This is a genomic window from Alteromonas sp. D210916BOD_24 (genome assembly GCF_047159385.1).
In the GTDB taxonomy this organism is placed as follows: Bacteria; Pseudomonadota; Gammaproteobacteria; order Enterobacterales; family Alteromonadaceae; genus Alteromonas.
This window is the reverse complement of record NZ_AP038333.1, coordinates 3,699,201-3,722,601: the sequence shown is the minus strand read 5'-3', so window position 1 is coordinate 3,722,601 and position 23,401 is coordinate 3,699,201. Positions and strand designations below refer to the sequence as shown.

Genomic DNA, 23,401 nt, shown 5'->3' with positions numbered 1-23,401 from the left:
ACACAATAAGAATTATTATGAGTAAATCAGCGTTATCGCACGGAAAAATAATCAAAAGCAGCTTCAAAGTGCCAAGTTGGGCAAAGAGTCGTCATATTCAAACCATATGGCCGCGTTTTATACAAAAACGCCTGCCCTTGGCCTATGAGATGGAGCGGCTAACGCTACCAGATGATGACTTTGTGGATATTGCATGGGGGCCAAAACCACAGGAGACGTCGGGAATTGTCGTGATGTTTCACGGTCTGGAAGGCAGTATCAAATCCCATTATGCCAACGATATGATGGCGGAACTGTCAGTTAATGGTTGGCAAGTGGTGATGATGCATTATCGCGGGTGCAGCGGCGTGCCTAATTTAAAGGCACGCGCCTATCACAGTGGTGAAACTCAAGATCCCAGTTTCTTTTTGCAATGGCTGCATGACAAGTTTCCCAGTGTCCCGAAAGTTGCGATTGGGTTTTCGTTAGGTGGGAATATGTTGCTTAAACTACTGGGAGAAAATCCCGCACAAAAATGGTTAAAGGCAGCGGTAGCAATCTCCTCCCCACTTAAATTATCTGAATGTGCGAAATCGATTAACCAGGGATTCTCACGGGTTTATCAGAAATACTTGCTCGCCAGTATGAAAAACACCTTGCGCAAAAAAATGGAATACATTGATTATCGCAAGCTCATTCAGCTGACGAGAAGCGATGTTGATCACATTACCAATTTTATGCAATTTGATGAAAAGATCACGGCACCTTTGCACGGGTTTGCTGATGCACAAGACTACTACGAAAAATGCAGCGCCTATCACTTCCTCAGTGCTATTCATTGCAAAACACTGGTATTACACAGCATTGACGACCCATTCATGAACCATCTCGTAGTGCCCAAAGAACAAGAATTAGCGCGTAATGTCACCGTAGAGCTGAGCGAGCAGGGCGGCCATGTGGGCTTTATGCAAGGCTCTATGTTCAAGCCTAAAGTATGGTTACACGATCGAGTGAAGCGTTTTGTCAGTGACGTATTACCCGTAGACACTACGTGCACTTATCCCAAATAATTAGCCTTTCTGTGTGTGGTAGAAATGAACCACACACGCAGGAGAAGACATGATAATTCCCATTGACGCACTTGAACCAGATACACTTTATAGTCTGGCTGAATCCTTTGTGTTACGTGAGGGAACGGATTATGGTGAAGAAGAGGTGCCACTGGAGGTTAAAGTACAACAGGTGCTAGCGCGGCTTAGGTCAGGTGAAGCGGTTCTGGTGTATTCAGAATTGCATGAGAGCGTAGATATAAAGCGCAAAGAAGATATACAAGGGCAAGAGGAGAACAATTAGCCCTTGTATACTTAACCCGGTAAATAGTCTGGAACATAACAAGGGCTAAGCGTCCTACCTCCAAAGGCTTATTGTGTACTTCAAACGAAAAAAGCCGGGTCGAGCAACCCGGCTTACCTACCTGAGGAGAGGAAGGTTTAAAACGCGTAACGGGCGGTGACTTGCATGATGTCTAATTCATCAATGACCTTGTAGTTGGCACCCACTGCCCATTGTGGGGTGATGTAATAATTAGCGCCAATTTTAAAAGTGGCCTCACCGTCATCGACATCGTAATACCCCACTTCACCTGCCAGCTCAATTTGCTCGGTCAACATAGTACGAAGACCAGCGTTGATGCTATAGCCTGTTTCGTCTTCAATATCGCCATCCACGCGCTCTAAATTTGCGCCAAAATACGCGTCAGTTGTGGCGTTCACAGGAAGGCGATAACCCGCTCCAACCGTCAACATATCAAAGTCAAAGTTACCTTCTTCAAAAAAGCTGTACTCACCATTGAGATACCAGTTTTGATTAAGCAGATACTTACCGTTGACGGTCAGTCCATCAGGCTCAAAGGATTCATTTCCATCGAAATCCATTTTTGTGTAGCCACCTTCTATGTAACGCCAATCTGGCTTATCTGCCATGGCAGAAAGAGGCAGAGTAGTCGCAGTCAGTGCCGCAAGTAGTGTGATTGTTTTACCCATGTAATACTCCTTATTTTTCACTGAGACATGCGTTTTGCAAAGCCTTTGCCAGATGCGTAATCAACTCCTTTTAAATTAAATGGAATGATTTTATCTGTATGAATAATAAAGATTAATTCTCATTTTAATGTGGCGCTCGGGTGTGAAAGTGTATCGCCTTTGCATGGGTCTACAGCCTATTTTTGCCTGCTCGTCATCAAATCTGTCTCTAAAAACCAACACTTTACTTTTTAACGCAGTACTCAGAAATTTTTACTGTATGTGAATGCGCTATGTTTTGTCTTTTTAGAAAGCTTAACCATATGAAAAATAACAAATAAATGCTGATTCTGGCGGACGTTGGCGAGTTGGAATAGCTTTTGCTGAAGAAAAATTGCCGACGAAGAACTGAGTGAAATGTATCTAGCGGGTCACCGAATAGGCCCTACTAGACCCCGTTATCGAATCGCAGTGCATTAAAAGGGACGTGTCGCGCCTTTGCGAAGCCAGCGTGCCCTAGGGAGGAAGAGAGCGCTTCTAGGCCGAACAACCCGCTTTTCTAAACTTTCTTGTGGCTGTTCATACGTCACCAGCTAACTTCCTTCGATAACCCCTGTTTTCTTAAGGAGAGGACAAATGGCAAAGCCTTTTTTATTTACTGAGCGATTTAGCAAAAAAGCGATGTCGCAGACCTGGATTGCAGTAGCAAGCATCATGTCTTTTGCATTTATTACGCAGGTATGGGCTGAAGAGGTGAATGTCAGTAATCAGCCGCATAAGGCGTCACCCGTCCTGCAGTCGATCATTGATGCTGCCCGCGCATCGGCTGAAGAAGATTATCGGCAAAACGATCACGACCTGGACAGCAAACTGAAATCATTAGATTACGCCACTTATCGAGATATTCGATTCAAACCTGATGCGAGTTTGTGGCGCGGTGAAAATAATTACGAAGTGCAATTTTTTCACCCTGGTTTTCTCTATGACTATCCAGTGACTATTCACACTATCGATGAAACTAACCAGCCACAGCGTCTGCCTTTTAACAGTGATATGTTTCGTTATGATGGCGCTGCAGCCTCCCTAAAGGGACTGACTGACACTAAAACCGGTTATGCGGGTTTTAGAGTGCATTACCCCATAAAAAACAAGCAATACAAAGATGAATTTGCTGTGTTTCTCGGCGCGTCTTATTTTCGTTTAGTGGGTAAAAATCAGGTTTACGGTATATCTGCACGGGGCTTGGCAGTGGATACCGCATTAACTAAAGGTGAGGAGTTTCCACACTTTACAGAGTTTTGGCTCATTGAACCTACCCCTGGTGCTACAAGCCCAATAATTATTTATGCCAGATTAGAGAGTCCTTCAGTGGCTGGCGCATACAAGTTCGTCGTGCATCCCGGTGAAGACACCACAATGGAAGTTGAGAGTTGGTTATTTGCTCGTGAAGATGTTGAAAAACTGGGTATAGCTCCTTTTACGAGCATGTTTTTATACGGCGAGAATAGCCAAAAGCACTATGATGATTTTCGTCCAGAGGTCCATGACAGTGACGGTATATTAATGGTGACCCATACCGATGAAGAGATATGGCGACCACTGACTAATCCTACTCGGCTACAGGTAACCTCGCTTAGCGACGAACAACCCAAAGGGTTTGGCATGCTTCAGCGCGACGGTCAGTGGGATCACTATCTTGATGCCGAAGCAAATTATCATTTGCGTCCCGGCCTATGGGTAACACCTTCGGTTGGCTTTGAAAAAGGCCGGCTGGAAGTGGTGGAGATCCCAACGAAATCAGAGGTACACGACAATATTGTCGCCTTTTGGACCCCTGAGAAACCGTTTAAGGCTGGAGAATCCAGATATTACGCCTACCAATTAAAAACCGTTGAGCAGCACCCATTCGTCAGTGAGCTTGCTACCGTGGTGCGCACTCGTCAGGGGAAGACAGTCTTGCCTGGCGACGACGCCAAGGGAGAAATGTCAGCTAGCACCCGACAGTTCAATATTGACTTTAGCGCACCTGCTGAAATGTCGTTTGATGGCGATTCGATGAAAGTGGTAGTGGAAGGCATAAACGGCGTGATTTCTCATCCGCGCTTATATCCTGTGGCTGGCGCTAAAGAGTGGCGTGTCACCTTTGATGTTAAGCCAAAAGAGAAGAAAGCAGTGGATATGCGGGCCTACATTGAACACAACGGTGAGCGCGTAAGTGAGGTATGGAATTATGTCTATCAAGCTAACTAACTCATCAACCTCAAAACCACATTCAGCAATGTGTGAGACAAATAACTCCACTTGTATATCACATGAGCGAAATAAGACCGCGTCTATACCGGTCATCAAAGGAGAGCGCATGCGTTTATTTATTATGGCAATGCTGGTGATCCCCAGTACGGCACTCGCCGGATGGAGCCTTTATCAGATTTTTTTACCGAATGGCCTGACGACGTTAGAAATCGCTCAGTTAGGTCTTGGTCTGACGCTGTTTGCCTGGCTGTGTATGGCTTTTTGGACCGGTGTCATTGGCTTTGTACTTCAGCTTTTCGATATCGACCCCTTAAGTTTGCGCCGCAAGCAATCAACGCCTGATCACAACAAGCCACTTTCCCAGCGTCACGCAGTGGTAATGCCGGTTTACAACGAAGATACACGTCGGATCATGGTGGGTTTTGAAGCCTGTATCAGAGAGTTAATGAGCACACAAAACGCTGCGAAGTTTGATTTCTACATGCTTAGCGATACCCGTGACAGTGAAAAGGCTGACAGTGAGTTAAGAGCGTTTACGCGACTCAAGAAACGTCTGGGTCACTTTTCGTCTAAGGTCTTTTATCGTCGTCGAGAGCAAAACCTACATCGCAAAGTGGGCAATCTTAAAGAGTTCTGTGAACGGTGGGGCGGCCACTATGAGTCTATGATAGTGCTAGATGCCGACAGTGTAATGAGTGGTGAGCGCATGCAGGACTTGGCGCGTCGCATTGAGCAGAACCCAGATACGGCCTTGGTCCAAACCATTCCTATGCCGGTTCGTCAAAACACCTTTTTTGGCCGCTTCGTACAGTTTGCCGCCCACCTTTATAGCCCGATGTTAGCGACAGGGCTATCATTTTGGCAAACCGATAGCGCCAACTATTGGGGGCACAATGCCATTATCCGTATTGCTCCTTTTATGCAGCATTGTGGTTTACCAACGTTGGAGGGACGAGCGCCCTTTGGCGGTGAAATACTTAGTCACGATTTTGTTGAAGCGGCATTGCTGCGCCGGGCGGGCTGGCAGGCTTATTTGCTAACTGATACCACTGGTAGTTACGAAGAGGTGCCCAGCAACATTGTTGACTATGCCATTCGCGACAGACGCTGGGTGCAGGGCAATATCCAGCATCTTGGATTACTGAATGTAAAAGGACTGAAAACCCCAAATCGATTACACTTTTTGTTTGGCGCCTTTGCGTATATTTCATCGCTAGTGTTGTTTTGTATGTTAGCGCTAGGCACCGCAGATGCGTTGATACGCGCCACATCAGTGCCTGAGTTCTTTGTCTCCGAGTACCAACTCTTTCCCAGTTGGCAAATTGCTCGCCAAGACATGATGATGGTGACCATGTGGGGCACGGCTGCGTTGTTGTTTCTACCTAAGCTCTTAGGTATTGCATTGGCACTGATAAAACGCAGAGCAGAATTTGGTGGTGCTTGGTCCCTACTTAAAGGCGCAATAGTTGAACTTATCATGGCAGTACTTATTGCGCCTTTGATGATGTTCTTTCACAGTTATTTTGTGATAAGTGTGTTGATTGGTCATTCTGTGAAGTGGGAAGCGCAGGAACGAGAGGGGCGTAAAGTACCTTGGAAAACTGCATTCAAACACACCCAAATTATGAGTTGCATGGCAGTAATTTGGGGAGTGACAACGTTTCACTTTACCCCATCTCTTTTTATGTGGTTGCTACCGGTGCTAGTAGGCATGGTACTGGCAGCGCCGATCATTCGTCTTTCAAGTAGCGATAAATTGGGTGTTGCAATGCGCAAACGGAGGGTATTTGTTATCGATCAAGAGCTTGAGGAATGTACGGCACTCAAGCGCCTTCGTGTGGCAATGGCGTACTTTGCTATCTCGCAACATCCGGCTAAGATACCCGTACTACCCGATAGCTTGTGGTTGACGATGCCTGAACAAGCGTTAAACCAACGGCCATTACCAATGCGACCTGTACTAGTGTCAAACCATTAGGTTTAACCAATCTGAGATGAAAAAAACCGCACGTTAAAAGTGAAGTGACCCCATAAAGTTGGACTCATTTCTAAGCGGCTGCCAAGGCCTGATTTCGATATTGTATCGGACTCAGGCCTTTTAGTTTCAGCTTTATGCGCTCGTTGTTGTAATAGTCGATGTATTCTTTTATGTTTTCAATGAGTTCGTCAGCGTCTTTGAACGTGTCGTTGTGATACATCTCCGTTTTTAAGATGCCGAAGAAGTTCTCCGCAACGGCATTGTCTAAACAGTTTCCTTTCCTCGACATACTTTGACGTAACCCGTTTTCCCGAAGGTGATTTTGGTACTGTTTATTCTGATACTGCCAACCCTGATCCGAGTGGATAAGTGGTTTTTCATCTCGTTTTAGCTTACTTGTCGCGGCTTTAAGCATATCGGTGACCAATGGTAATGTAACTGAGGTTCGTACCTCATAACTGACAACTTCCTGATTAAACAGGTCAATTATCGGTGACAGATAAACTTTCTGGTCTTTAATCTTAAACTCTGTCACATCGGTCACCCATTTTTGATTAGGCTTCTCCGCCGTAAATTCCCGATTGAGCGTATTGTCTGCGATTCTGCCGACTTCTCCTTTGTAGGACTTATAACGTTTGGCTCTGACCTTTGACTTTAAACCAAGCTCGTTCATCAAGCGTTGTACGCGCTTGTGATTAATCACAAGCCCCATCGTTCTCAGGGCTGAGGTAATTCTACGATAGCCATATCGCCCTTTATGTTTATGATAAATATTATGTATTTTGGCGCATAAACCAGTATCGGGACACAACCGTTCCAGCGTATTACGATGATAGTAATAAACACTCTTCGGTAGTCCTGTGATTTTCAATAGATTTTGTAAGCTATAAATGGCCTTGAGCTCTTCGACGACTATCGTTTTGTCTTTGCTTTTTTCTTTCTGGCTTGAGCCAAGGCTTCCAACTTTTTTAGAACAGCATTCTCAGCACGTAAATAGTCCAACTCTTCTCTGAGTTCTTTTTCCGTCATTTCAGATGATGGTTTGGGCGTAGAAGAGTCGTTTTTCACGTGGGGTTTTCCTTTTTTCTTTGGTTTCAGACCTGAGATGCCGTCGCGAGCATATAGCTTTTGCCATTGAAATAGAATCCCGGGGGACGATAAATCGAAGAAAGCACTGGTATACCCGAGTGACCAGTTGTTAGCTGCCATTATTTTCAACACTTCTATTTTAAATGCTTGAGAATAAGGTTTGTGAGCAGACCTGAAACTTTCAGCGCCATGAATTCGATAAACAGCGGTCCAGTAACGGACCTGTCGTTCTGTGACATTGAATCTGTCACCTGCGGCCAAAGAGCTTTCAGATAAAGCAAACTCTGCTACTTTGAGCTTAAGAGTTCGATGATGTTTAGACATAAAAAGACCCCCAGTAATTGGAATGTCCAACTATTGGGGGTCACTTCAAAGTGCGGTTTTTTATTGGAATATAATTTGAGCCTATTATTGATTAAAGGTCACTGAAAACGTGACTGGCACAGTGGTAGTGATGCTTTGTAACCCAGCTATTTTTTGTAGCGCAGCTACGCCATTAGCTAAACCGAAAGATTCGGCTTTAATTAAAGTTGGTGCACTGGTTGATACTGTAAGTACGTCTTCACTTACTCTACTTGCCTTTACTGCAAAGCTGGTCGGTACAGCCTTCCCATGCAGAGTTAAAATGCCGTCAACTTTACCGTTAACAATTTGTCCTTTCTTTAAACTCATCATGCTGTCTGGCAATGTGGCTTCAAAGGAGGCTTCGGCGTATTTAGTGACATTAAAAAGCATTTCCTGCATACGCGTATTGCGAATATCAATAGCGGTATTGACTGAGGAAAGATCTACGATAACCCGGAGTTTGCCGTCATCGCTTAAACTACCGTCGAAACTATCGAACTTGTGAACTTCAGTCACTTGTGCATTTTTGGTCGACAGAAAATGCAGAGCGCTGGTGTCGCCGTCTATTGTCCAGTCAGCCGCCGCTGGAAATGTCAGTCCACAGGCAAACATTGCCGCAGAGATAGTACGTATTCGATTCGCCATCATAGGTTTACTCCTTCTAACATATTGGACTTGTCTGGTGGTGCGCCTACCAGGGTAATGTAGCCGTGCGACATTACCACCTCATTATACGTGGGATTACGCCTATTGCTACGGATAAATGTGACTCGCCTAATATTGGTGCGGGTTTACAAAATCGTTATATTGAACAATGTCTTGCCACGGAACGCGTTGATCACCCATGACCACAAAATCCGGATTCTCAAGAGAGTGTCGTTGGTTGTAGGTAAGTGGCTCAAAATTCGCTGCTGCAATGCTTCCTCCGGCCTCTGACACGATACACTGAGAGGCGCCAGTATCCCATTCACCTGTGATACCAATCCGCATAAATACATCTGCCTTACCTTCCGCAATAAAGCACGCTTTAAGCGAACAGCTACCTAACGGCAACGTTTGGTAAACCCGCTTTGCACACATACGACTAAGTACTTTGTCTCGGGATTGGCGGCGGCTAATGGCAATCATGACCACGCTGTTTTTAGGGTCGTCAAGCTTGCGAACATTGATTTGATGATCACCATCGGGCGATGATTTAAAGGCGCCTTTGCCTTTCTGTGCATAATATAATGATTGTCCTGGAGGCCAAAAAATAACACCGATAGTGGGCTCGTTATTTTCAATCAGTGCTATGTTCACTGCAAAGTCACCACTTCGCGCAATAAATTCCTGAGTGCCATCAATGGGATCAATGAGCCAATAACGTGTCCAATGCTTGCGTTCGTCTAAACTGGCGTGTTTGTTTTCTTCTGACAGAATGGGAATATCAGGTGTTGCGGCTTTTAAGCGCTTATTGATGATGTCGTTGGCGAGGTAGTCAGCGCTGGTGACCGGTGATTCATCATCTTTCTGGTAAGCATCAAACTCACCTTCATCGTACACCTTAAGTACGGCTTCGCCTGCTTCTAAGGCAATTTTTTTCGCAATTTCAAGTAAGTCGGCATGGGCGTCATCTGGCATTATCTATTGTTCCTTAAACCACTTTTGAGCTAAAAATAGTGCAGCAATACAGCGCGCTTCAACAAAGTCTTCTCTTGCAAGTAAAGCATCAGCCTCGGCCAAAGGCCAGTGAATCACTTCTAAAGGTTCAGGCTCGTCACCCTCTAAAGATTTTGGGTACAAGCCACGGGCCAATACAATGGTCATATTGGAATTAAAGAACGTAGGCGCCATGCTAACTTTGTGGAGTTCGATTAGATCGCTTGCGGCAAATCCCGCTTCTTCTTGTAACTCTCTATTCGCTGCTTCCAGGGCCGATTCACCTGGATCAATTAGGCCTTTAGGAAAACCCAATTGATATGAGTGGGTGCCCGCTGCGTATTCGCGAATAAGCACCATGGTATTTTCGTCTAACATGGGCACAATCATTACCGCGCCGCGATTGCCTCCCGCCATACGTTCAAATTCGCGGGTTGCACCGTTAGAAAACTCAAGATCGAGACGTTCAACCCGAAACAGTTTGCTTTGGGCGACGATTTCACGAGAATGAATATGTGGTAACGGTTTATTCGGGTCAATTTTAGGCATGTGTCTCGCTACAACTTTGTTATCATACTTTCATATAATTGGTGTGCGTTGACCTTTGCAGATCAGTTTTTGCAGTTTTGCTAACGCACTGTAAAGCAAAGATCCTCACAACTAGCTTACTTCATTATAAGGAAAATCGCTTGCCCTTTCTGCCTTGGAACGAAATTGATACCGTTTTATTGGATATGGACGGTACATTGCTTGATTTGCACTACGACAATCAGTTTTGGCTGCATCATTTACCCAAGCGACTCGCTGAATTGCGGGGCATATCAGAAGCGCAAAGCCAGGCTGAAATGACGGCGCGCTATGACGCTGTGTTTGGGCAAATACAGTGGTATTGCCTTGATTACTGGGCTGAGTCCTTAGAGATGGATTTAGAAAACGAGTTTATGCCACTTAAGCGTGAATTAGCGCATTTGCTGGAATTGCGCGATGACACTATTCCATTCTTAAAAGCGCTGCATGAATCGGGAAGAGAAGTGGTGTTGGTAACCAATGCGCACCCTAATAGTTTGGCACTGAAGCTGGAGCATACCAAGCTTGATATGCATATTGATAACTTAATCTCCACCCATGAATTTGGCGTAACAAAAGAATCTCAGTTACTCTGGCAGCGTCTTCAGGAAAGACTTAAGTTTGATGTTAGCCGCACATTGTTTGTAGATGATTCCCTCCCTATTCTCAATGCAGCAAAGACCTTCGGCATTAAACATTTATTAGCGGTAGATAATCCCGACAGTAAGCTCCCCCATCGCAATATTACAGAGTTTCCTGCGGTAACAGATTATCGCTTAATGATTGAAGACATCATCACTTCGCCAGCGCGCTCGTCGTAGCGAACGGGCATGACAAAAGGACGCTAACCTATGGTTTCAGACACAATTTATGTAGGCTCTAAAAATCCGGTAAAAATTAACGCCGCTCTGAATACCTTAAGTGATACCTTAGAGCACGATTTCGATGCTCAGGGGCTTTCTGTTCCTAGTGGTGTCGCCGATCAGCCCATGAGCGAAGACGAGACCCGTCTAGGTGCAATTAATCGGATAAAAGCGATGCTGGAACATCATCACGGTGGATTAGCAGATGCGTGGTATGTGGCAATTGAAGGTGGGGTTGATGTGTTTGAGGACGGCCCGGCGACTTTTGCTTATGTTGCCATTTATCACGAGGGGCATTGGTCGGTCAGTCGCAGTGCGAGTCTTCCTCTTCCTGTGAGTGTGTATCAGGCTTTGCAGCGAGGGGAAGAGCTTGGTGCGGTAATGGACAAGCTATTTGATACTGTCAACGTTAAACAAAAAGAAGGTGCAATAGGCTTGTTGACGTTAAACCACGCGACCAGACAAAGCGTCTATGAAGTGGCTCTGACGCTGGCCATGGCCAAATTTCACTTCCCTGACCTTTTCACCGACTAAAGAACGCTATCAGGGGGCTTTCCCCTGAAATCTTTACCATTGCCAGTAATCTTTTCCTACTCTCGCACTATAAGATAGCCAAGTTCGAGTTGGATCAACCTTATCTGTTTGAATCTTAAGTAATTATTAAATTAAGCAGGCTTGGCGCTTTAGTTGCAGTCCTTATTAACCACATGGAATTAGGAGAGCGACTATGAGTGAGACCATTAATACCTATAACCCTGCTACGGGCGAGAAGATCGACCATTATCATTTGCTGTCAGCGCAAGAGGCTGACCAAGCTGTTACACGCTCACAAGAGGCTTTTTTAAATTGGCGAAGAACGTCGTTTGAAACTCGTGCTGACCTATTTAGAAACTTAGCCAACATAATGGAAGCCCGCATTGATGATTTAGCGAGTCTAATGACGCGTGAAATGGGTAAAGTGACGGTTCAAGGTAAACAAGAAGTGCAATTATGTGCAGAAATTTGTCGCTATACGGCAGAGCACGGCGCTGATGTCCTTGATGATGAACATCGTATCTTTGAAGGTGGTCGCGCTATTGTTACTTATCAACCCATTGGCGTCATCCTCGGCATTCAGCCGTGGAACTTTCCTCTCTATCAAGTAATTCGTTACAGCGCATCCAATATTATGGCGGGTAATACTACAGTACTCAAACACGCGAAAAATGTGTTTGGTATGGCAGTTGCCATTCAGCAGATGTATGAAGATGCAGGGTTTCCTAAAAATGTCTATCAGTCGTTGCTTATCGACGGCAGCACAGCCAGTGACTTAATCAAACATAAGTATGTGAGAGGGGTGACGTTCACCGGAAGCGATGAAGTAGGTAAACAAGTGGCAAAAGAAGCCGCAAGTTTGTCGAAGAAAACGGTGATGGAATTGGGGAGTAATGACGCATTTCTTGTGTTAGCTGATGCAGATATCGACCACGCAGTTGAAATGTGTATTCAAGGGCGCGTGATTAACAACGGCGAAACGTGTGTCGCCGCTAAGCGGTTTGTCATTGTGGACAGTGTATATGAAGAATTTAGGGACAAATTTATAGCGCAATGCAAGAAGCTTAAAGTGGGCGACCCTACTGACGACAACACCGCCTTAGGCCCGATGGCGCGTAAAGATTTACGAGACGAATTGCATGAGCAAGTTGTGAAATCTGTTGAGGCCGGTGCGAGCTTGTCGCTTGGTGGTAAAATTCCCGATTCGAAAGGTTATTTTTACCCCGTCACGGTGCTGGAAAACGTAGCGCCGGGAATGCCTGCCTACGATGACGAGCTTTTCGGCCCTGTGGCCTCACTGATCCGCGCAAGGGATGACAAGCAGGCGATGGAAGTAGCTAATGATTCCCGCTACGGATTGGGTGGCGGTATTTTCAGTAACGATACCGACAAAGCTATTTCACTTGCCAAAGATGAGTTTGACACCGGTATGGTCAATATCAATGGCTATTCGTTGGCACAGCCCAATTTGCCCTTTGGTGGTGTTAAAGACAGTGGTTATGGCAGGGAGCACGGCGGCTATGGCATGCGCGAATTCGTGAACGTGAAAACAATAATGGTGGCCGAACGCGCTCAGGCATAGTGTTTAGTGTTGTTGTGAACTCTCTTAAGTAAAGCGAACTTTCCGCGGCTCGGTTATCCTGCGGAAAGTTTACCCTTATAATTTAATACTGATATATCCGCTTTGGTCTGGCTTACCAAATATACGCGAGGCCTGATGAACCTCGTCAGGCAGGCTTGCATCTGGCTTGAATTTCCCGGTTACCTGAACCTTTTTAAGATTGGGTGCCACCACCGCATCCATGGAAAGGCCAAGTAAGTTAGGCTCGCTGACCTCAATGGCAATGTCGTCTCCCTGACAGCGCAATTTGGCGGAATAAGAACCAAAATCGATGGGGCCCTGAGTACCGGCCACGGTGGCGTTTAGCCAGTCTCCTTTACCCGATAGTGCATGGCACGTTGGGCCAAAGTGTAATTCGTCTAATTGGACTTTAAAACGACCTCCGGCATTTACCGGTAGAGGTAAACGCACTTGGGCCAACACTCGGTCAACTGGCAAATAGACAGTAAATTGCTCAGTGCTAATCTGAGATTGGTCAAATAGCCCCGTGCTGATAGGTCCGTTAAACGCAATTTCATTTTTGTCGCGAAGGTTACCTGCTTTTAACTCCAAGTGAAGTTTTCCAATCAGCATATAAAACGGGTTGAGCTGCCACTTTACATTATTGATAGGTAAGCCATTGACGATGACGGTTTGGGCGCTTCCTTGAAATAAGGTCCCCTCGACACTAGAAAAGGCAATGTTCTTGGGTAGGTTAACTCTACCTACTACCTGTATAGCGGGCATATACACCACGGCAAACACGATAAACGCAATGACCGCACCTAAAATCCACGATATCTTTAACTTCATGCTTTTCCTAACTGTAGACGGCGAATTTTAATGTAGCCTTCGTCATCTGCTTCTGCGATATCAGCCTGCAGTATAACCACACCCATACTTTCCATGGCCTTTAGCCATTCAAGCACATTGTTAAATGGAGCCTGATCTATCCATACCTGCAATTCATCACCTTGGGGCTGTAAGCGTGAAATGGCGATATTGTGTTGGTTGGTGGTACGGCTCACCGCCTGAGGCAGTGAGCCTGAAAAGGCGCGACTACCTGATGCATTGCGACGAAGCTGCTGCGCGCGTGCTGCACTGTCTTTTACCCATACTAACAAGGACTGTTGGTTGTCTAACAGACGGGTTTGCTTGTCAAGGGCACTATTAAGCGGTGACCAGATGACGAAGTAAAACAGCGCGATAACCATAACCAAGGCGGATAATGCGACCAGCTTTTGCTCGCGATCGGTCAAGGCTTTGTATCTTTCAATCAAACTGTTCATGACGTACTCCTGATAGATACCGTACCTATAACACCGTTATCGCGATTATTAATGGCGCCTTGCTCTACCGCGAAGCCCGCGTTTTCTGCAGTGCGTTTAAATTGTTCCAGGGCTTCAAAGTTTTTACCCAGCGCCTGTATTCTGATTTCCGTGCGGGTGGCATCAAAGCGCAGTGTTTGGGGCTTTACGTCTGATACAGAAAAGGCAGGGGCGAGCTGATCTAACATAATAAGCATGGAAGCATGAGAGCCCCCTTGCTCTAGTTTGGCCAATTCGCTTTGCACTTTAAGGCGCACGTTGCGGTAGGTACCGATATTCGGAAAGCCAGTTTGTACTGCTTGTGTGATTTCGGTATTAAGGCGCTCATTTTTTTGCTGTAAATGATAGAGCGAGACAGTCTTGTCGATCAAGCTTGTGCATAAGGCAAGTATGGCTAATATGGCGGCTACGCGCCATTGAGCAAGTAGGCCGCTGCGCTTTTGTTTTACCTTATACTCGCCCTGACACAAATTGAAGGTGCTACGCATGGCTTCTTTTGCCAGCACTAGCATAGGCAATTCCAATGGCGCTTGCGTTTCCTCTACATTGGTCAGTAAGCTTAAATCAATACCCGCATAATTGGTGATGGTAATCACCGAGTCCTGTTGTGCAGTAAAATGCGCCAGTGTGGGTAGTAGCCAGTCTTGTTCGCCTTGCACCCCTTTAAAGGTGTCTTGACGCACCAGTAGTTGATCACCTAATGCCAGGATAGACCAACCTTGGTCAGTGACAGGTACCGCTAATACATCCGGGATAATCGTATTACAAAACAGGCCTGCATCGCTTAACCATTGTTGCCACTGTTGCATTTTTTGATGCTCTACAATGGCAACGGCTTGCTCATCACCCAGTCTGGGTCCCATAGCAAAAAATTGGCGGCTGATGTCGGTAGCTAATTCATCTTCCAACATGAAGGGAATGGCAGAAAGTACCTTTCTGCCAGCCTTAGGCGGTAACGTCACCCATTTAAGCAAGATCTCACTACTGGATGCGAGCGCAATAACTGCCCGATGCCCGGCTCGTTCTGTTAACGTGGAAAGCGCACCTGCATGGGGAAGCTCCCCAGACGCAATAATGTCTGATTCAGCTTGGGAGTACACCAGCCAGCTGATCGGATCTTCGTAGTTGGCACCCAATCGCACCAATAATTGTTCCATCAATAGGTTCCCCCAAACTCGCGATTCACGATACTGACGCCCTTATCAGCGCTGACGTGAAACACGGTGGAAAGCTTAAATGTTGCTTTGTTGTACTGTGTTTTTGTATGCAAAATAAAATACTCAGTTTTAACGTCAAACCAGTCCTGTCTCGTGCTGGGCAAATTAAGTGCGATAATTGCAGGGTCTGATAAAAAGACACTTTTATCGTCCCATCCCCCTTGTGGGCGGCTAGCGATTATGCTGGACGCCTGCTGTACGTCCAGTCCCGTCAGTCCCGCAAGTAAAGGGGCATCTTCTTCGGCTAGGGTGTTGATATTGACCACAAGATCATTATTACCTGGTATTACACAGACTAACGGAATAAGTGCTTTGAGCAGCTCTGCTGTCATACCGTTTATAATACGCAATTCACTTATAGATGCCAGCGGGCCGTTCGCGGCGAGGTAAGGAAATTCTCGCGATTCGTACTCGCTATCTTCGGCGCCGAAAGGCCGCATATTGTCATCTGTATCCACCCAGTCGGCTAAACTGTCGCGCAAGGTGTTGGCCGTATAGGTATCTAAGCTATCAACATTCATTGCAAGCAACATGGTGTGAAAAGCATCCATGGCTTCTGTGTTATTGGTGCTACCATTCCCATTACCTGCGGTGATGGCGTTTAAATTAAAACACGCTTGTAAATCGTCAAGATGCGCAGTCAGCCCCCCGTTTTCAAGAGGGTAGGTAAATTCTTGTGCCCAGGGTTGATCGAGTGAGATGACATCCGGCGAAGCCTCAACCAAGGTATTAATGGATTTGCGTGCGAATGCCTCGGCACCCACGGCATACCAGTATGCTTGATTGTTGTCCTTTATATTCATGGTGCGCTGGACTTGTAATTGCAGGCGGGTGCCCATCTCGGTGGCGAGTATGGTAACCAGCGCTACAATCATTAATACGATGATTAACGCCACGCCCTGTTGCTTGGCGGGACGGGCAGCGCTACTGAAGGAGTGTGGGGGCAGCGCCATTAGTTATTCCCCACCGTCAATGTGAATTCTCTACGAATTTTACCGAAATCACGGCTGACTATTTCAAACGCGACCGCCCGTGGTAGTGCATCATTTTGATAGCTTTCACTCCATTTGCGTTCATCCTCTGCGCGATTTGTCGTGTCAGATGATGTGGCATTACTGGCGATGAATTCCACGTTAAAACTTTCTATACCCTCAAGTAATACGCGTGTTTTGGGTTCAAAGCCAATCACATTATCTACGTAATTGCTGTAGAGACGCTCGAGTTTGTTGTCTCTTAAGCGGTACGCTACATATTGAAGTGTGCTGCGGGGTAACATAAATTGTGGGTTGTGCCATCCGCCTCGCACAAAGCCGATGCCATCGCCATCGCTGCCATCGACTTCGCCCCCAGCCATCACCACATTGCTTTTCTCTCCGTTGACCCGAACCGGACGTACGATGGCTTGTTGAACGTCGCGTTCAATGGTCACCATAGCACGTTGCAGTAATTGCAATTTGTTAAAACGCTCTTCGGAGATACCATTACTGTCTATAACCGTGGTAAGCAAAGCCGTAGACGCGAGGCCAATTAAGGTAAATATGGCCATGGCAATAAGAATTTCAATTAACGTGAAGCCGCGCTGCATAGGATGGTGCTAGCTCCCTGAGGTCGGCTTGGCGACGTATGTAGTGACGGAACTGACAAAGTGGTTATAACTTTGATCGTCACCTACTGAAATGGTTACAGAACGCAAGTCAGCATCAGTGGTTTTGCTTACAGATTGCTGCCAATACCAGGTGCGATCCGCCATTTCCATGGTGCCTTTTAGATTGTTTTTTGGCGGCCAGGTATTGTCTAGCTGTAACTGATTGAGCCGATTGCTGGCCACCCAGTTGGCAAACGTGACTGCCTCTATTTGACCAACACTGGACAAGTGCTCGCCAGCGGCTTTTAAAATGGCGCTGCCAGTGAGTGCAAAAATTAATAGCGCGACCATAACTTCAAGTAGGGTTAGACCATGTTGTTGTGAACGAGCGCGATGGGTTAATTTCACAAGGGACGCTCCATGGGGCCTTCAAGGGAAAGGGGCGGCATATCCTGATTTTGTAAGCTGAAGTAGGCAGGCGTATCCCCTTGCGTACCTTCATAGTTAAATGACAGAGTAAAAGGCGTAACTTCTCCGCTCGATAGGATAAGAATCTGAGGGGGAGGTAACTTTTTGTCCTCTTCGTTTCCTATTTCTACACCATCCTGCGAGACCGAGAGCTCTTCATCAAAGAGCTCTCTATCAAATAACTGGTCTTCATTGTCCCAAGGCAGGTCATCTAAGTTGAGGCTCAGCGTAAAAGGCGAAGGTAAGGTGTAGCTTGAATACATTTTTTCACCTTCTATACGCTGCCATTCGTCCTCGTCTTCATTGAGAAAGACAAAGTAATATTCGTTTTTATCCTGTTCAATGCGAAGACCCAGTTGTTGTTGATTTAACACAGCGTAATCACTGGCCATATCCACAATAACCTGTAAGCGTTTAGCCTGGTTTTTCAACAAGTCGGATTGACTGGCGCCAAATGCATTAAACGTGACATAGCCTGCTGCTAAACCCATTAAGAGCAGCACTAGCATCACCTCTAATAAAGTGAAGCCAGTGGAAATAGGGGTAAAGCTGCTGCTACGTCGCATACAAAACTAGTCTAGGTATTCGTTAATGTTCCAGTTACCAATGTCATCCTCGGTGCCTGGCTCTTCATCGGGGCCGTTTGAAAAAATATCGATAACGCCCAGTTCTCCCGGACTAATTAGCGTGTACGGATGACCCCATGGATCTTCAGGCAAGCGTTTGATGAAACCACCTTCAGGGTAGTTGCGGGGAATGGGGTCAATAGTAGGCGCTGTCACAAGAGACTGAAGACCTTGCTCAGTTGTCGGAAAGCGGTTGTTGCGCAGCTTGTACATTTCAAGGGCACTTTCGATTTGCTGAATATCTACTGCAGCTTTCTTAAGTTGCGCTTCTTCCCGATTGCCTAAAATCTGTGGTGCCACCATCGAGGCCATAATACCTATGATAAGAAGCACTACCATGACTTCGATTAAACTGAATCCAGAACTGCGATTTAACGTTTTCATTATACATTCACCATATTGTTCAATGCTAAAATTGGCTGCAATATTGCCATGACGATAAACAGAACAATTCCTGCCATCGACACAATGAGTAAGGGTTCAAATACCTTAAGTGAGACACCAATAAGCGCTTCGAATTCCCTGTCTTGATTATCTGCTGCTCGTGCTAACATCTGTTGAAGTTCCCCCGATTTTTCACCTGACGCTATCATGTGCATCATCATAGGTGGGAACATATTTGTCTTATCTAAAGCCGCGCGTAAGCTACTCCCCTCTTTTACATTAATTGCAGCCTCAGCCACCTGCTGTTTAATGTAACGATTTTCCAACACATCTGATGAAATGCGCATGGCTTCAAGTAGGGGCACTGCACTGGCACTTAAAATACTTAAGGTTCTAGCGAAGCGAGCTGTATTGAGACCCCGTGACACTTTGCCTATCAGTGGCAAAGTTAAGAGCACCCTGTGATAGCGCAACTGCATGTGTTTTTGTTGCAAAATGCGATTCACGACAACCATTAATACGCACAGCGCCATGAGCAAAAACAGGCCATATTGGCGTAGCCAATCACTGATAGCGATAAGTAACTGAGTGATGGTCGGTAAATCCTGCCCCATATGATCAAATTGACCGACAATTTCAGGTACCACAACAGTGAGGAGTAACAGGACAATGCCAAGCGCAAAGAACATCATCAACGAGGGGTAAACCATGGCTTGCGTAATTTGACTGCGGGTTTGTTGGCGGCGTTCGGTATAGTCCGCCAGACGGTTAAGCACGGTATCCAAATGACCTGATTTTTCCCCTGCAGCAACCATGGCGCGATAGAGTTCATCAAACACACTGGGAAATTCGGCCAGCGCATCAGCCAGGCCATGTCCTTCGACCACCTTGCTGCGCACCGCCATCATCATGTTTTTCTGACGGGGCTTTTCACACTGTTCTGCCACGGCGAGCAGTGCTTCTTCTACCGGTAGAGCAGCTTCAATAAGCGTGGCTAGCTGGCGGGTTAAAAGGGCTAAATCTGAAGCGGAAACACGTGGCTTAAACAGCGAAAATGAGAGCCCTTTGCCTTGTGACTGGGTGCGTTCTGCCACTTGCTCAACTTCTAAAGGAATAAGGCCTTTTTCACGCAGTTGTTGACGTATTTGACGCGCGTTGTCGCCCTCAAGCACCCCACTACTGTTTTTACCCCGGGCATTGACTGCCTTATATGCGAACGCCGCCATGAATTAATCTTCCCTCGTGACGCGAAGGACTTCTTCAAGTGACGTGACGCCTTTAAGTACCTTACGGCAACCGTCTTCTCTAATGCTCGGGGTGGTTTGCCTGATATAGCGTTCTATTGCTTGTTCGCCTGCGCCTTCATGCATCATTTCACGTACTTTTTCATCCACTAAAAGCAGCTCGTGAATACCGGTTCTTCCGCGGTATCCCGTTTGATTACATGCTGCGCAGCCCTTGGGAGAATAAATCACCGTGTCGGGCGTGGCAGATGGGCCCAGAATGTCCAACTCGGAAGGATCGGGTGTGTGAGGTTGTTTGCAGTCTGGGCACAAGGTTCTTACCAGACGTTGAGACAAAACCGCCAGTAGACTGGATGACAGTAAAAAAGGCTCTATACCCATGTCTTCCAGACGAGTGATGGCACCTGCTGCAGTATTGGTGTGTAGCGTAGACAGTACCAAGTGACCTGTTAAACTGGCCTGAACCGCAATTTGTGCGGTTTCAATATCGCGAATTTCACCCACCATTACCACGTCAGGGTCTTGACGTAAGATGGCTCGAAGTCCTCTGGCGAAGGTCATATCTACCCGAGGGTTAACCTGAGTTTGCCCAATACCGGGTAAGTCAAATTCAATAGGATCTTCAACGGTAAGAATATTGCGATCCCGTGAATTGATTTCGGTTAAACCGGCATACAAGGTCGTACTTTTACCAGAGCCCGTGGGGCCCGTGACCAAAATAATACCGTGGGGTTTTCTAATTAAGGTGGAGAAATGCCCGCGGTTTTGCTGCGTCATGCCTAAATCTTCCAGATTCAGACGTGCATTGTTCTTGTCTAACAGTCGCAAAACCACTCGTTCACCATGACTTGAAGGCATAGTGGATACCCGAACATCTACCGCGCGACCGGCAATACGCAAGGTGATTCGTCCATCTTGGGGGACCCGCTTCTCGGCGATATCCAATTTAGCCATAACCTTAATTCGGGACACCAGCATAGACGACAATTTGCGGTTTGGGCGCAAAATCTCACGTAATACGCCGTCTACACGAAAACGTACCACCAACTGATTTTCAAAGGTCTCAATGTGGATATCTGACGCCCCTTCTTTAATTGCTTCACCCAACATGGCATTGATGAGTTTAATAATGGGCGCGTCGTCTTCACTGTCTAGCAAATCTTCTGTGTCGGGGAGATCTTCAGCCAAGGCAAACAAGTCACTTTCATTGCCTAAATCTTCCATTAACTGTTTAGCCGCAGAGCTGTCTCGTTGAAACGCACTGGTTAACAGGCTTTCAAATTCATCTGATGGAATGATTTTAGGCGTAAAGGGCTCACCATAAAACCGACGTACTTCAGCAAACACATCAAATGGGGTGTTTTGAGTAAAATACAAAACAGCCGGTGTTGTGTTGGTTTCAAGTATCACCTGATTGCGTTTAGCAAAACTAAACGACAGCTGCGCGGGGCCTGCGTCCTGCTCGGGGAGTTCGTTTTCACCCATCGCGTCTAACGCCTGCTCCTGCGCTTCCATGGCCTGGGAGAGTTGTTCATCCTGCCCAACCATTTTAGTCGTTACCTTCTTTCTGTTTTTCTTTTTCGCTGAGGTATTCCTCAAACGAAGGAGGCAGCGCAAGGGCATCATCCCACTGTGGCATACTGGGAGTATCGGTTTGCGGCATCAACGACACGCCTTCCTGCTGTCGTTTTAGCTGTAGCGCACGCATGTAATTGTATTTGCGGTGGCTGATAGAGTTCATGGTTGCAGCATCGCGAACAATGGTGGGTTTTAAAAACACCATCAAGTTGCGCTTGCGCTTACTGGTTGAGGTGGTTTTGAACAAATGACCCAGTACGGGGATATCACCCAACAACGGGACTTTTGACACACTTTCCTGAACATCTTCGTCAATCAGCCCGCCTAAAACGATAGTGCCGCCGTCATCCACAATAACCGTGGTTTTAATTTCCCGTTTGTTAATGGAAATATCAACGGACGTGGCACCACTGACACTAGAGACTTCTTGTTCAATAAGAAGCTGAACGGCATTGCCCTCATTAATTTGCGGCGTGACTTTTAACTTAATACCCACTTCCTGGCGGTCGACGGTTTGGAAGGGGTTAGAGTTGTTCGAACCCGTAGTAGTACCTGTGATTATAGGTACTTCCTGACCTACGATGAAAAACGCTTCTTCATTGTCCATGGTGGTCAAATGAGGCGTAGCAAGAATATTTGAATTCGTGTCATTACTTACCGCTTGTACAACAGCGCCCCACCCGTTTTCAATTACACCGGCAATAAGCCCGTTAGCGCCACCGAGCAAACTAGCCAGCGCAGTGTAATCGCCATCACTCGTGTTGGTTACGGTGTAAGGCGAGCCGTCATCAGACACATAGGTTTCGGTTTCTGATGTTGATTCTGCTTGTTTTAATGCGACGCCTAGCGAGCCCACAGGAATGACTCCATTACTAAACTGCGTGCCGCCACCACTTTCAGACACCCACTGCACACCTAAGGTTGTACCATCGCCTTCAAACACTTCAACAATAATCGCTTCAACCTGCACTTGGGCGCGACGTATATCCAGTTGCCTTACCACTTCTTCTAAAGAGCGCATCATGTCAGGCTCGGCCGTGATCACAATCGCGTTGGAGTCTTCGTGCGCATCAATACTGATGTCTCTGCTAGAGCCAGCACGGCGCGCAGTGGCACTGCTGCCTTGCTCTTCTGCCTGAATGCTGGCTGACACTCCCTGAAGTACTTTAACTAAGTCTTCCGCTTTGGCGTAATTAAGGAAAAGAACCCGGGTATTGCCATTAGTTTCTAATTCTTGATCCATGCGCTGGATTAAGTTGATGAGCCTTTGACGTGCTTTTATATCACCGCTGACTATAACCGAGTTAGTGCGATCGTCAGCGACCACGCGAGGCTCAGACTTTGCACCGGTATTGGCTTTGCCCTGTGATTTGTTAATGCTCTCTATAATTCGCACCATTTCTGACGCTGATGCATAACGCAGTTTAACGATCTCGACTTCCTCGTCACCCGCACGGTCAACTCGCTCAATAATTTCCACTAAACGGTTTACCACGGCTGCGCGGCCGGTCAACATCATAACGTTTGATGGATCATGACTGACCACGTTGCCGCCCCCTGCCTGATCGTTAAGTTGGCGCAGTATGGGCGCTAACTCTCTAACCGGCACGTTGTAAACAGGTACAACGCGAGTGATCATTTGATCGCCATCGCGATTTGCACCTTCAACAACTGGAATGTTGGAGGTTTTTGCGTCCTTAGAGCGCACCACTTTTAGGATCCCGCTTGGCATTTCTACCACAGCGTAGTCGTAGACTTGTAAGACGTTTAGGAAAAACTGGTAATATTGGTCTTCGTTGAGCATGTCGTAGCTACGCACACTGATTTTACCGCGCACGTTAGGATCAACAATAATAGTACGGGACAAATTCTTGCCCACAATATTAATGAATTCGTTGATGTCAGTGTCTTTGAAGTTAGGCATGTACTCTGCAGCCGTAACTGAGAAACACAGGAGTGCTGTGCACACCGCAGTACTCAAACGAGATAATAATTGTTGGCCAGTACGCCTTTTCATTCTAACTTCCTTCATTTCCTAACTGGGACGATGGTCTGGTTGTTCACTATGCTGTTTCAAGCTTACCTACCTGTAATAAAAGTGCTT

Annotated in this window: 24 protein-coding genes; 7 read left to right on the top strand and 17 right to left on the bottom strand. The window is 46.5% G+C overall.

The features are described from left to right. Positions 1 to 17 precede the first annotated feature (17 nt). Both ACMCM8_RS16150 and ACMCM8_RS16145 read left to right on the top strand, forming a co-directional pair. Entirely contained in the window at positions 18 to 1,049 is a 1,032-nt protein-coding gene (locus ACMCM8_RS16150) for a hydrolase (protein WP_412723608.1), read from the top strand. A 49-nt stretch (positions 1,050 to 1,098) separates the two neighbouring features. Further along, entirely contained in the window at positions 1,099 to 1,332 is a 234-nt protein-coding gene (locus ACMCM8_RS16145; protein WP_412723607.1) for a YheU family protein, read from the top strand. Between the two features lie 137 nt (positions 1,333 to 1,469). On the opposite strand, the gene ACMCM8_RS16140 is transcribed toward ACMCM8_RS16145, so the two are convergent. Further along, entirely contained in the window at positions 1,470 to 2,021 is a 552-nt protein-coding gene (locus ACMCM8_RS16140) for an outer membrane beta-barrel protein (RefSeq protein ID WP_412723606.1), read from the bottom strand. 615 nt (positions 2,022 to 2,636) lie between these two features. Between ACMCM8_RS16140 and ACMCM8_RS16135 the strand changes: the two genes are divergently transcribed. Together ACMCM8_RS16135 and mdoH are read left to right on the top strand one after the other, a co-directional pair. Next, positions 2,637 to 4,250 carry a glucan biosynthesis protein gene (locus tag ACMCM8_RS16135; RefSeq protein WP_412723605.1) on the top strand — a complete coding sequence of 538 codons (1,614 nt, stop codon included), beginning with the start codon at positions 2,637 to 2,639 and terminating at the stop codon, positions 4,248 to 4,250. A 28-nt stretch (positions 4,251 to 4,278) separates the two neighbouring features. After that, complete coding sequence (gene mdoH / locus ACMCM8_RS16130; protein ID WP_412727762.1) at positions 4,279 to 6,231, top strand: glucans biosynthesis glucosyltransferase MdoH; 1,953 nt, start codon at positions 4,279 to 4,281, stop codon at positions 6,229 to 6,231. A gap of 70 nt (positions 6,232 to 6,301) precedes the next feature. Here mdoH and ACMCM8_RS16125 read toward each other — a convergent pair whose 3' ends face one another. The 5 genes from ACMCM8_RS16125 to nudE form a co-directional block, all read right to left on the bottom strand. Next, the gene (locus ACMCM8_RS16125; RefSeq protein WP_412727760.1) at positions 6,302 to 7,147 is read right to left on the bottom strand and encodes an IS3 family transposase; all 846 of its coding nucleotides are present in this window, start codon (positions 7,145 to 7,147) and stop codon (positions 6,302 to 6,304) included. Beyond that, positions 7,144 to 7,644: a transposase gene (locus tag ACMCM8_RS16120; RefSeq protein WP_412723604.1), complete on the bottom strand. Its 501-nt coding sequence runs from the start codon at positions 7,642 to 7,644 to the stop codon at positions 7,144 to 7,146. Before ACMCM8_RS16120 ends, ACMCM8_RS16125 begins: the two co-directional genes overlap by 4 nt. Before the next feature lie 84 nt (positions 7,645 to 7,728). Continuing rightward, positions 7,729 to 8,313 (bottom strand): YceI family protein, encoded by a 585-nt coding sequence (locus tag ACMCM8_RS16115; RefSeq protein ID WP_412723603.1) that lies wholly within the window; start codon positions 8,311 to 8,313, stop codon positions 7,729 to 7,731. A gap of 126 nt (positions 8,314 to 8,439) precedes the next feature. Beyond that, complete coding sequence (cysQ, locus tag ACMCM8_RS16110; protein WP_412723602.1) at positions 8,440 to 9,285, bottom strand: 3'(2'),5'-bisphosphate nucleotidase CysQ; 846 nt, start codon at positions 9,283 to 9,285, stop codon at positions 8,440 to 8,442. A gap of 3 nt (positions 9,286 to 9,288) precedes the next feature. Further along, positions 9,289 to 9,852, bottom strand: a complete 564-nt coding sequence (gene nudE / locus ACMCM8_RS16105; RefSeq protein ID WP_412723601.1) for an ADP compounds hydrolase NudE — start codon at positions 9,850 to 9,852, stop codon at positions 9,289 to 9,291. A 140-nt stretch (positions 9,853 to 9,992) separates the two neighbouring features. On the opposite strand from nudE, the gene yrfG reads away from it, so the two are divergent. From yrfG to ACMCM8_RS16090, 3 genes are all read left to right on the top strand, one after another. Next, the gene (gene yrfG / locus ACMCM8_RS16100) at positions 9,993 to 10,691 is read left to right on the top strand and encodes a GMP/IMP nucleotidase (RefSeq protein ID WP_412723600.1); all 699 of its coding nucleotides are present in this window, start codon (positions 9,993 to 9,995) and stop codon (positions 10,689 to 10,691) included. 30 nt (positions 10,692 to 10,721) lie between these two features. Beyond that, positions 10,722 to 11,267 carry an inosine/xanthosine triphosphatase gene (yjjX, locus tag ACMCM8_RS16095; protein ID WP_412723599.1) on the top strand — a complete coding sequence of 182 codons (546 nt, stop codon included), beginning with the start codon at positions 10,722 to 10,724 and terminating at the stop codon, positions 11,265 to 11,267. A 193-nt stretch (positions 11,268 to 11,460) separates the two neighbouring features. Further along, positions 11,461 to 12,849 carry an NAD-dependent succinate-semialdehyde dehydrogenase gene (locus ACMCM8_RS16090; protein ID WP_412723598.1) on the top strand — a complete coding sequence of 463 codons (1,389 nt, stop codon included), beginning with the start codon at positions 11,461 to 11,463 and terminating at the stop codon, positions 12,847 to 12,849. Positions 12,850 to 12,924: 75 nt separating this feature from the next. Here the strand turns inward: ACMCM8_RS16090 and ACMCM8_RS16085 are convergent, their stop codons facing one another. The 11 genes from ACMCM8_RS16085 to gspD are packed head-to-tail and all read right to left on the bottom strand — an operon-like array spanning position 12,925 to position 23,314. Beyond that, positions 12,925 to 13,680 carry a type II secretion system protein N gene (locus ACMCM8_RS16085; protein WP_412723597.1) on the bottom strand — a complete coding sequence of 252 codons (756 nt, stop codon included), beginning with the start codon at positions 13,678 to 13,680 and terminating at the stop codon, positions 12,925 to 12,927. Then, a complete protein-coding gene (gene gspM / locus ACMCM8_RS16080) occupies positions 13,677 to 14,156 on the bottom strand; it encodes a type II secretion system protein GspM (protein WP_412723596.1) in 480 nt (159 codons plus the stop codon). Before gspM ends, ACMCM8_RS16085 begins: the two co-directional genes overlap by 4 nt. Continuing rightward, the gene (gspL, locus tag ACMCM8_RS16075; RefSeq protein WP_412723595.1) at positions 14,153 to 15,352 is read right to left on the bottom strand and encodes a type II secretion system protein GspL; all 1,200 of its coding nucleotides are present in this window, start codon (positions 15,350 to 15,352) and stop codon (positions 14,153 to 14,155) included. Before gspL ends, gspM begins: the two co-directional genes overlap by 4 nt. Further along, positions 15,352 to 16,365, bottom strand: coding sequence for a type II secretion system minor pseudopilin GspK (gspK, locus tag ACMCM8_RS16070; RefSeq protein ID WP_412723594.1), 1,014 nt, complete (start codon positions 16,363 to 16,365; stop codon positions 15,352 to 15,354). Before gspK ends, gspL begins: the two co-directional genes overlap by 1 nt. Beyond that, the gene (gspJ, locus tag ACMCM8_RS16065) at positions 16,365 to 16,997 is read right to left on the bottom strand and encodes a type II secretion system minor pseudopilin GspJ (protein WP_412723593.1); all 633 of its coding nucleotides are present in this window, start codon (positions 16,995 to 16,997) and stop codon (positions 16,365 to 16,367) included. Before gspJ ends, gspK begins: the two co-directional genes overlap by 1 nt. A gap of 9 nt (positions 16,998 to 17,006) precedes the next feature. Continuing rightward, positions 17,007 to 17,405, bottom strand: coding sequence for a type II secretion system minor pseudopilin GspI (gene gspI / locus ACMCM8_RS16060; RefSeq protein WP_412723592.1), 399 nt, complete (start codon positions 17,403 to 17,405; stop codon positions 17,007 to 17,009). Continuing rightward, positions 17,402 to 18,031, bottom strand: a complete 630-nt coding sequence (gspH, locus tag ACMCM8_RS16055) for a type II secretion system minor pseudopilin GspH (RefSeq protein WP_412723591.1) — start codon at positions 18,029 to 18,031, stop codon at positions 17,402 to 17,404. Before gspH ends, gspI begins: the two co-directional genes overlap by 4 nt. 6 nt (positions 18,032 to 18,037) lie before the next feature. Next, entirely contained in the window at positions 18,038 to 18,475 is a 438-nt protein-coding gene (gspG, locus tag ACMCM8_RS16050) for a type II secretion system major pseudopilin GspG (protein ID WP_412723590.1), read from the bottom strand. After that, on the bottom strand, positions 18,475 to 19,701 hold the full coding sequence (gene gspF / locus ACMCM8_RS16045; RefSeq protein WP_412723589.1) for a type II secretion system inner membrane protein GspF: 1,227 nt from the start codon (positions 19,699 to 19,701) through the stop codon (positions 18,475 to 18,477). The genes gspG and gspF overlap by 1 nt, the downstream gene beginning before the upstream one ends. A gap of 3 nt (positions 19,702 to 19,704) precedes the next feature. Further along, positions 19,705 to 21,267 (bottom strand): type II secretion system ATPase GspE, encoded by a 1,563-nt coding sequence (gene gspE, locus ACMCM8_RS16040; RefSeq protein ID WP_412723588.1) that lies wholly within the window; start codon positions 21,265 to 21,267, stop codon positions 19,705 to 19,707. 1 nt (position 21,268) lies between these two features. Next, entirely contained in the window at positions 21,269 to 23,314 is a 2,046-nt protein-coding gene (gspD, locus tag ACMCM8_RS16035) for a type II secretion system secretin GspD (protein WP_412723587.1), read from the bottom strand. Positions 23,315 to 23,401: the final 87 nt, after the last annotated feature.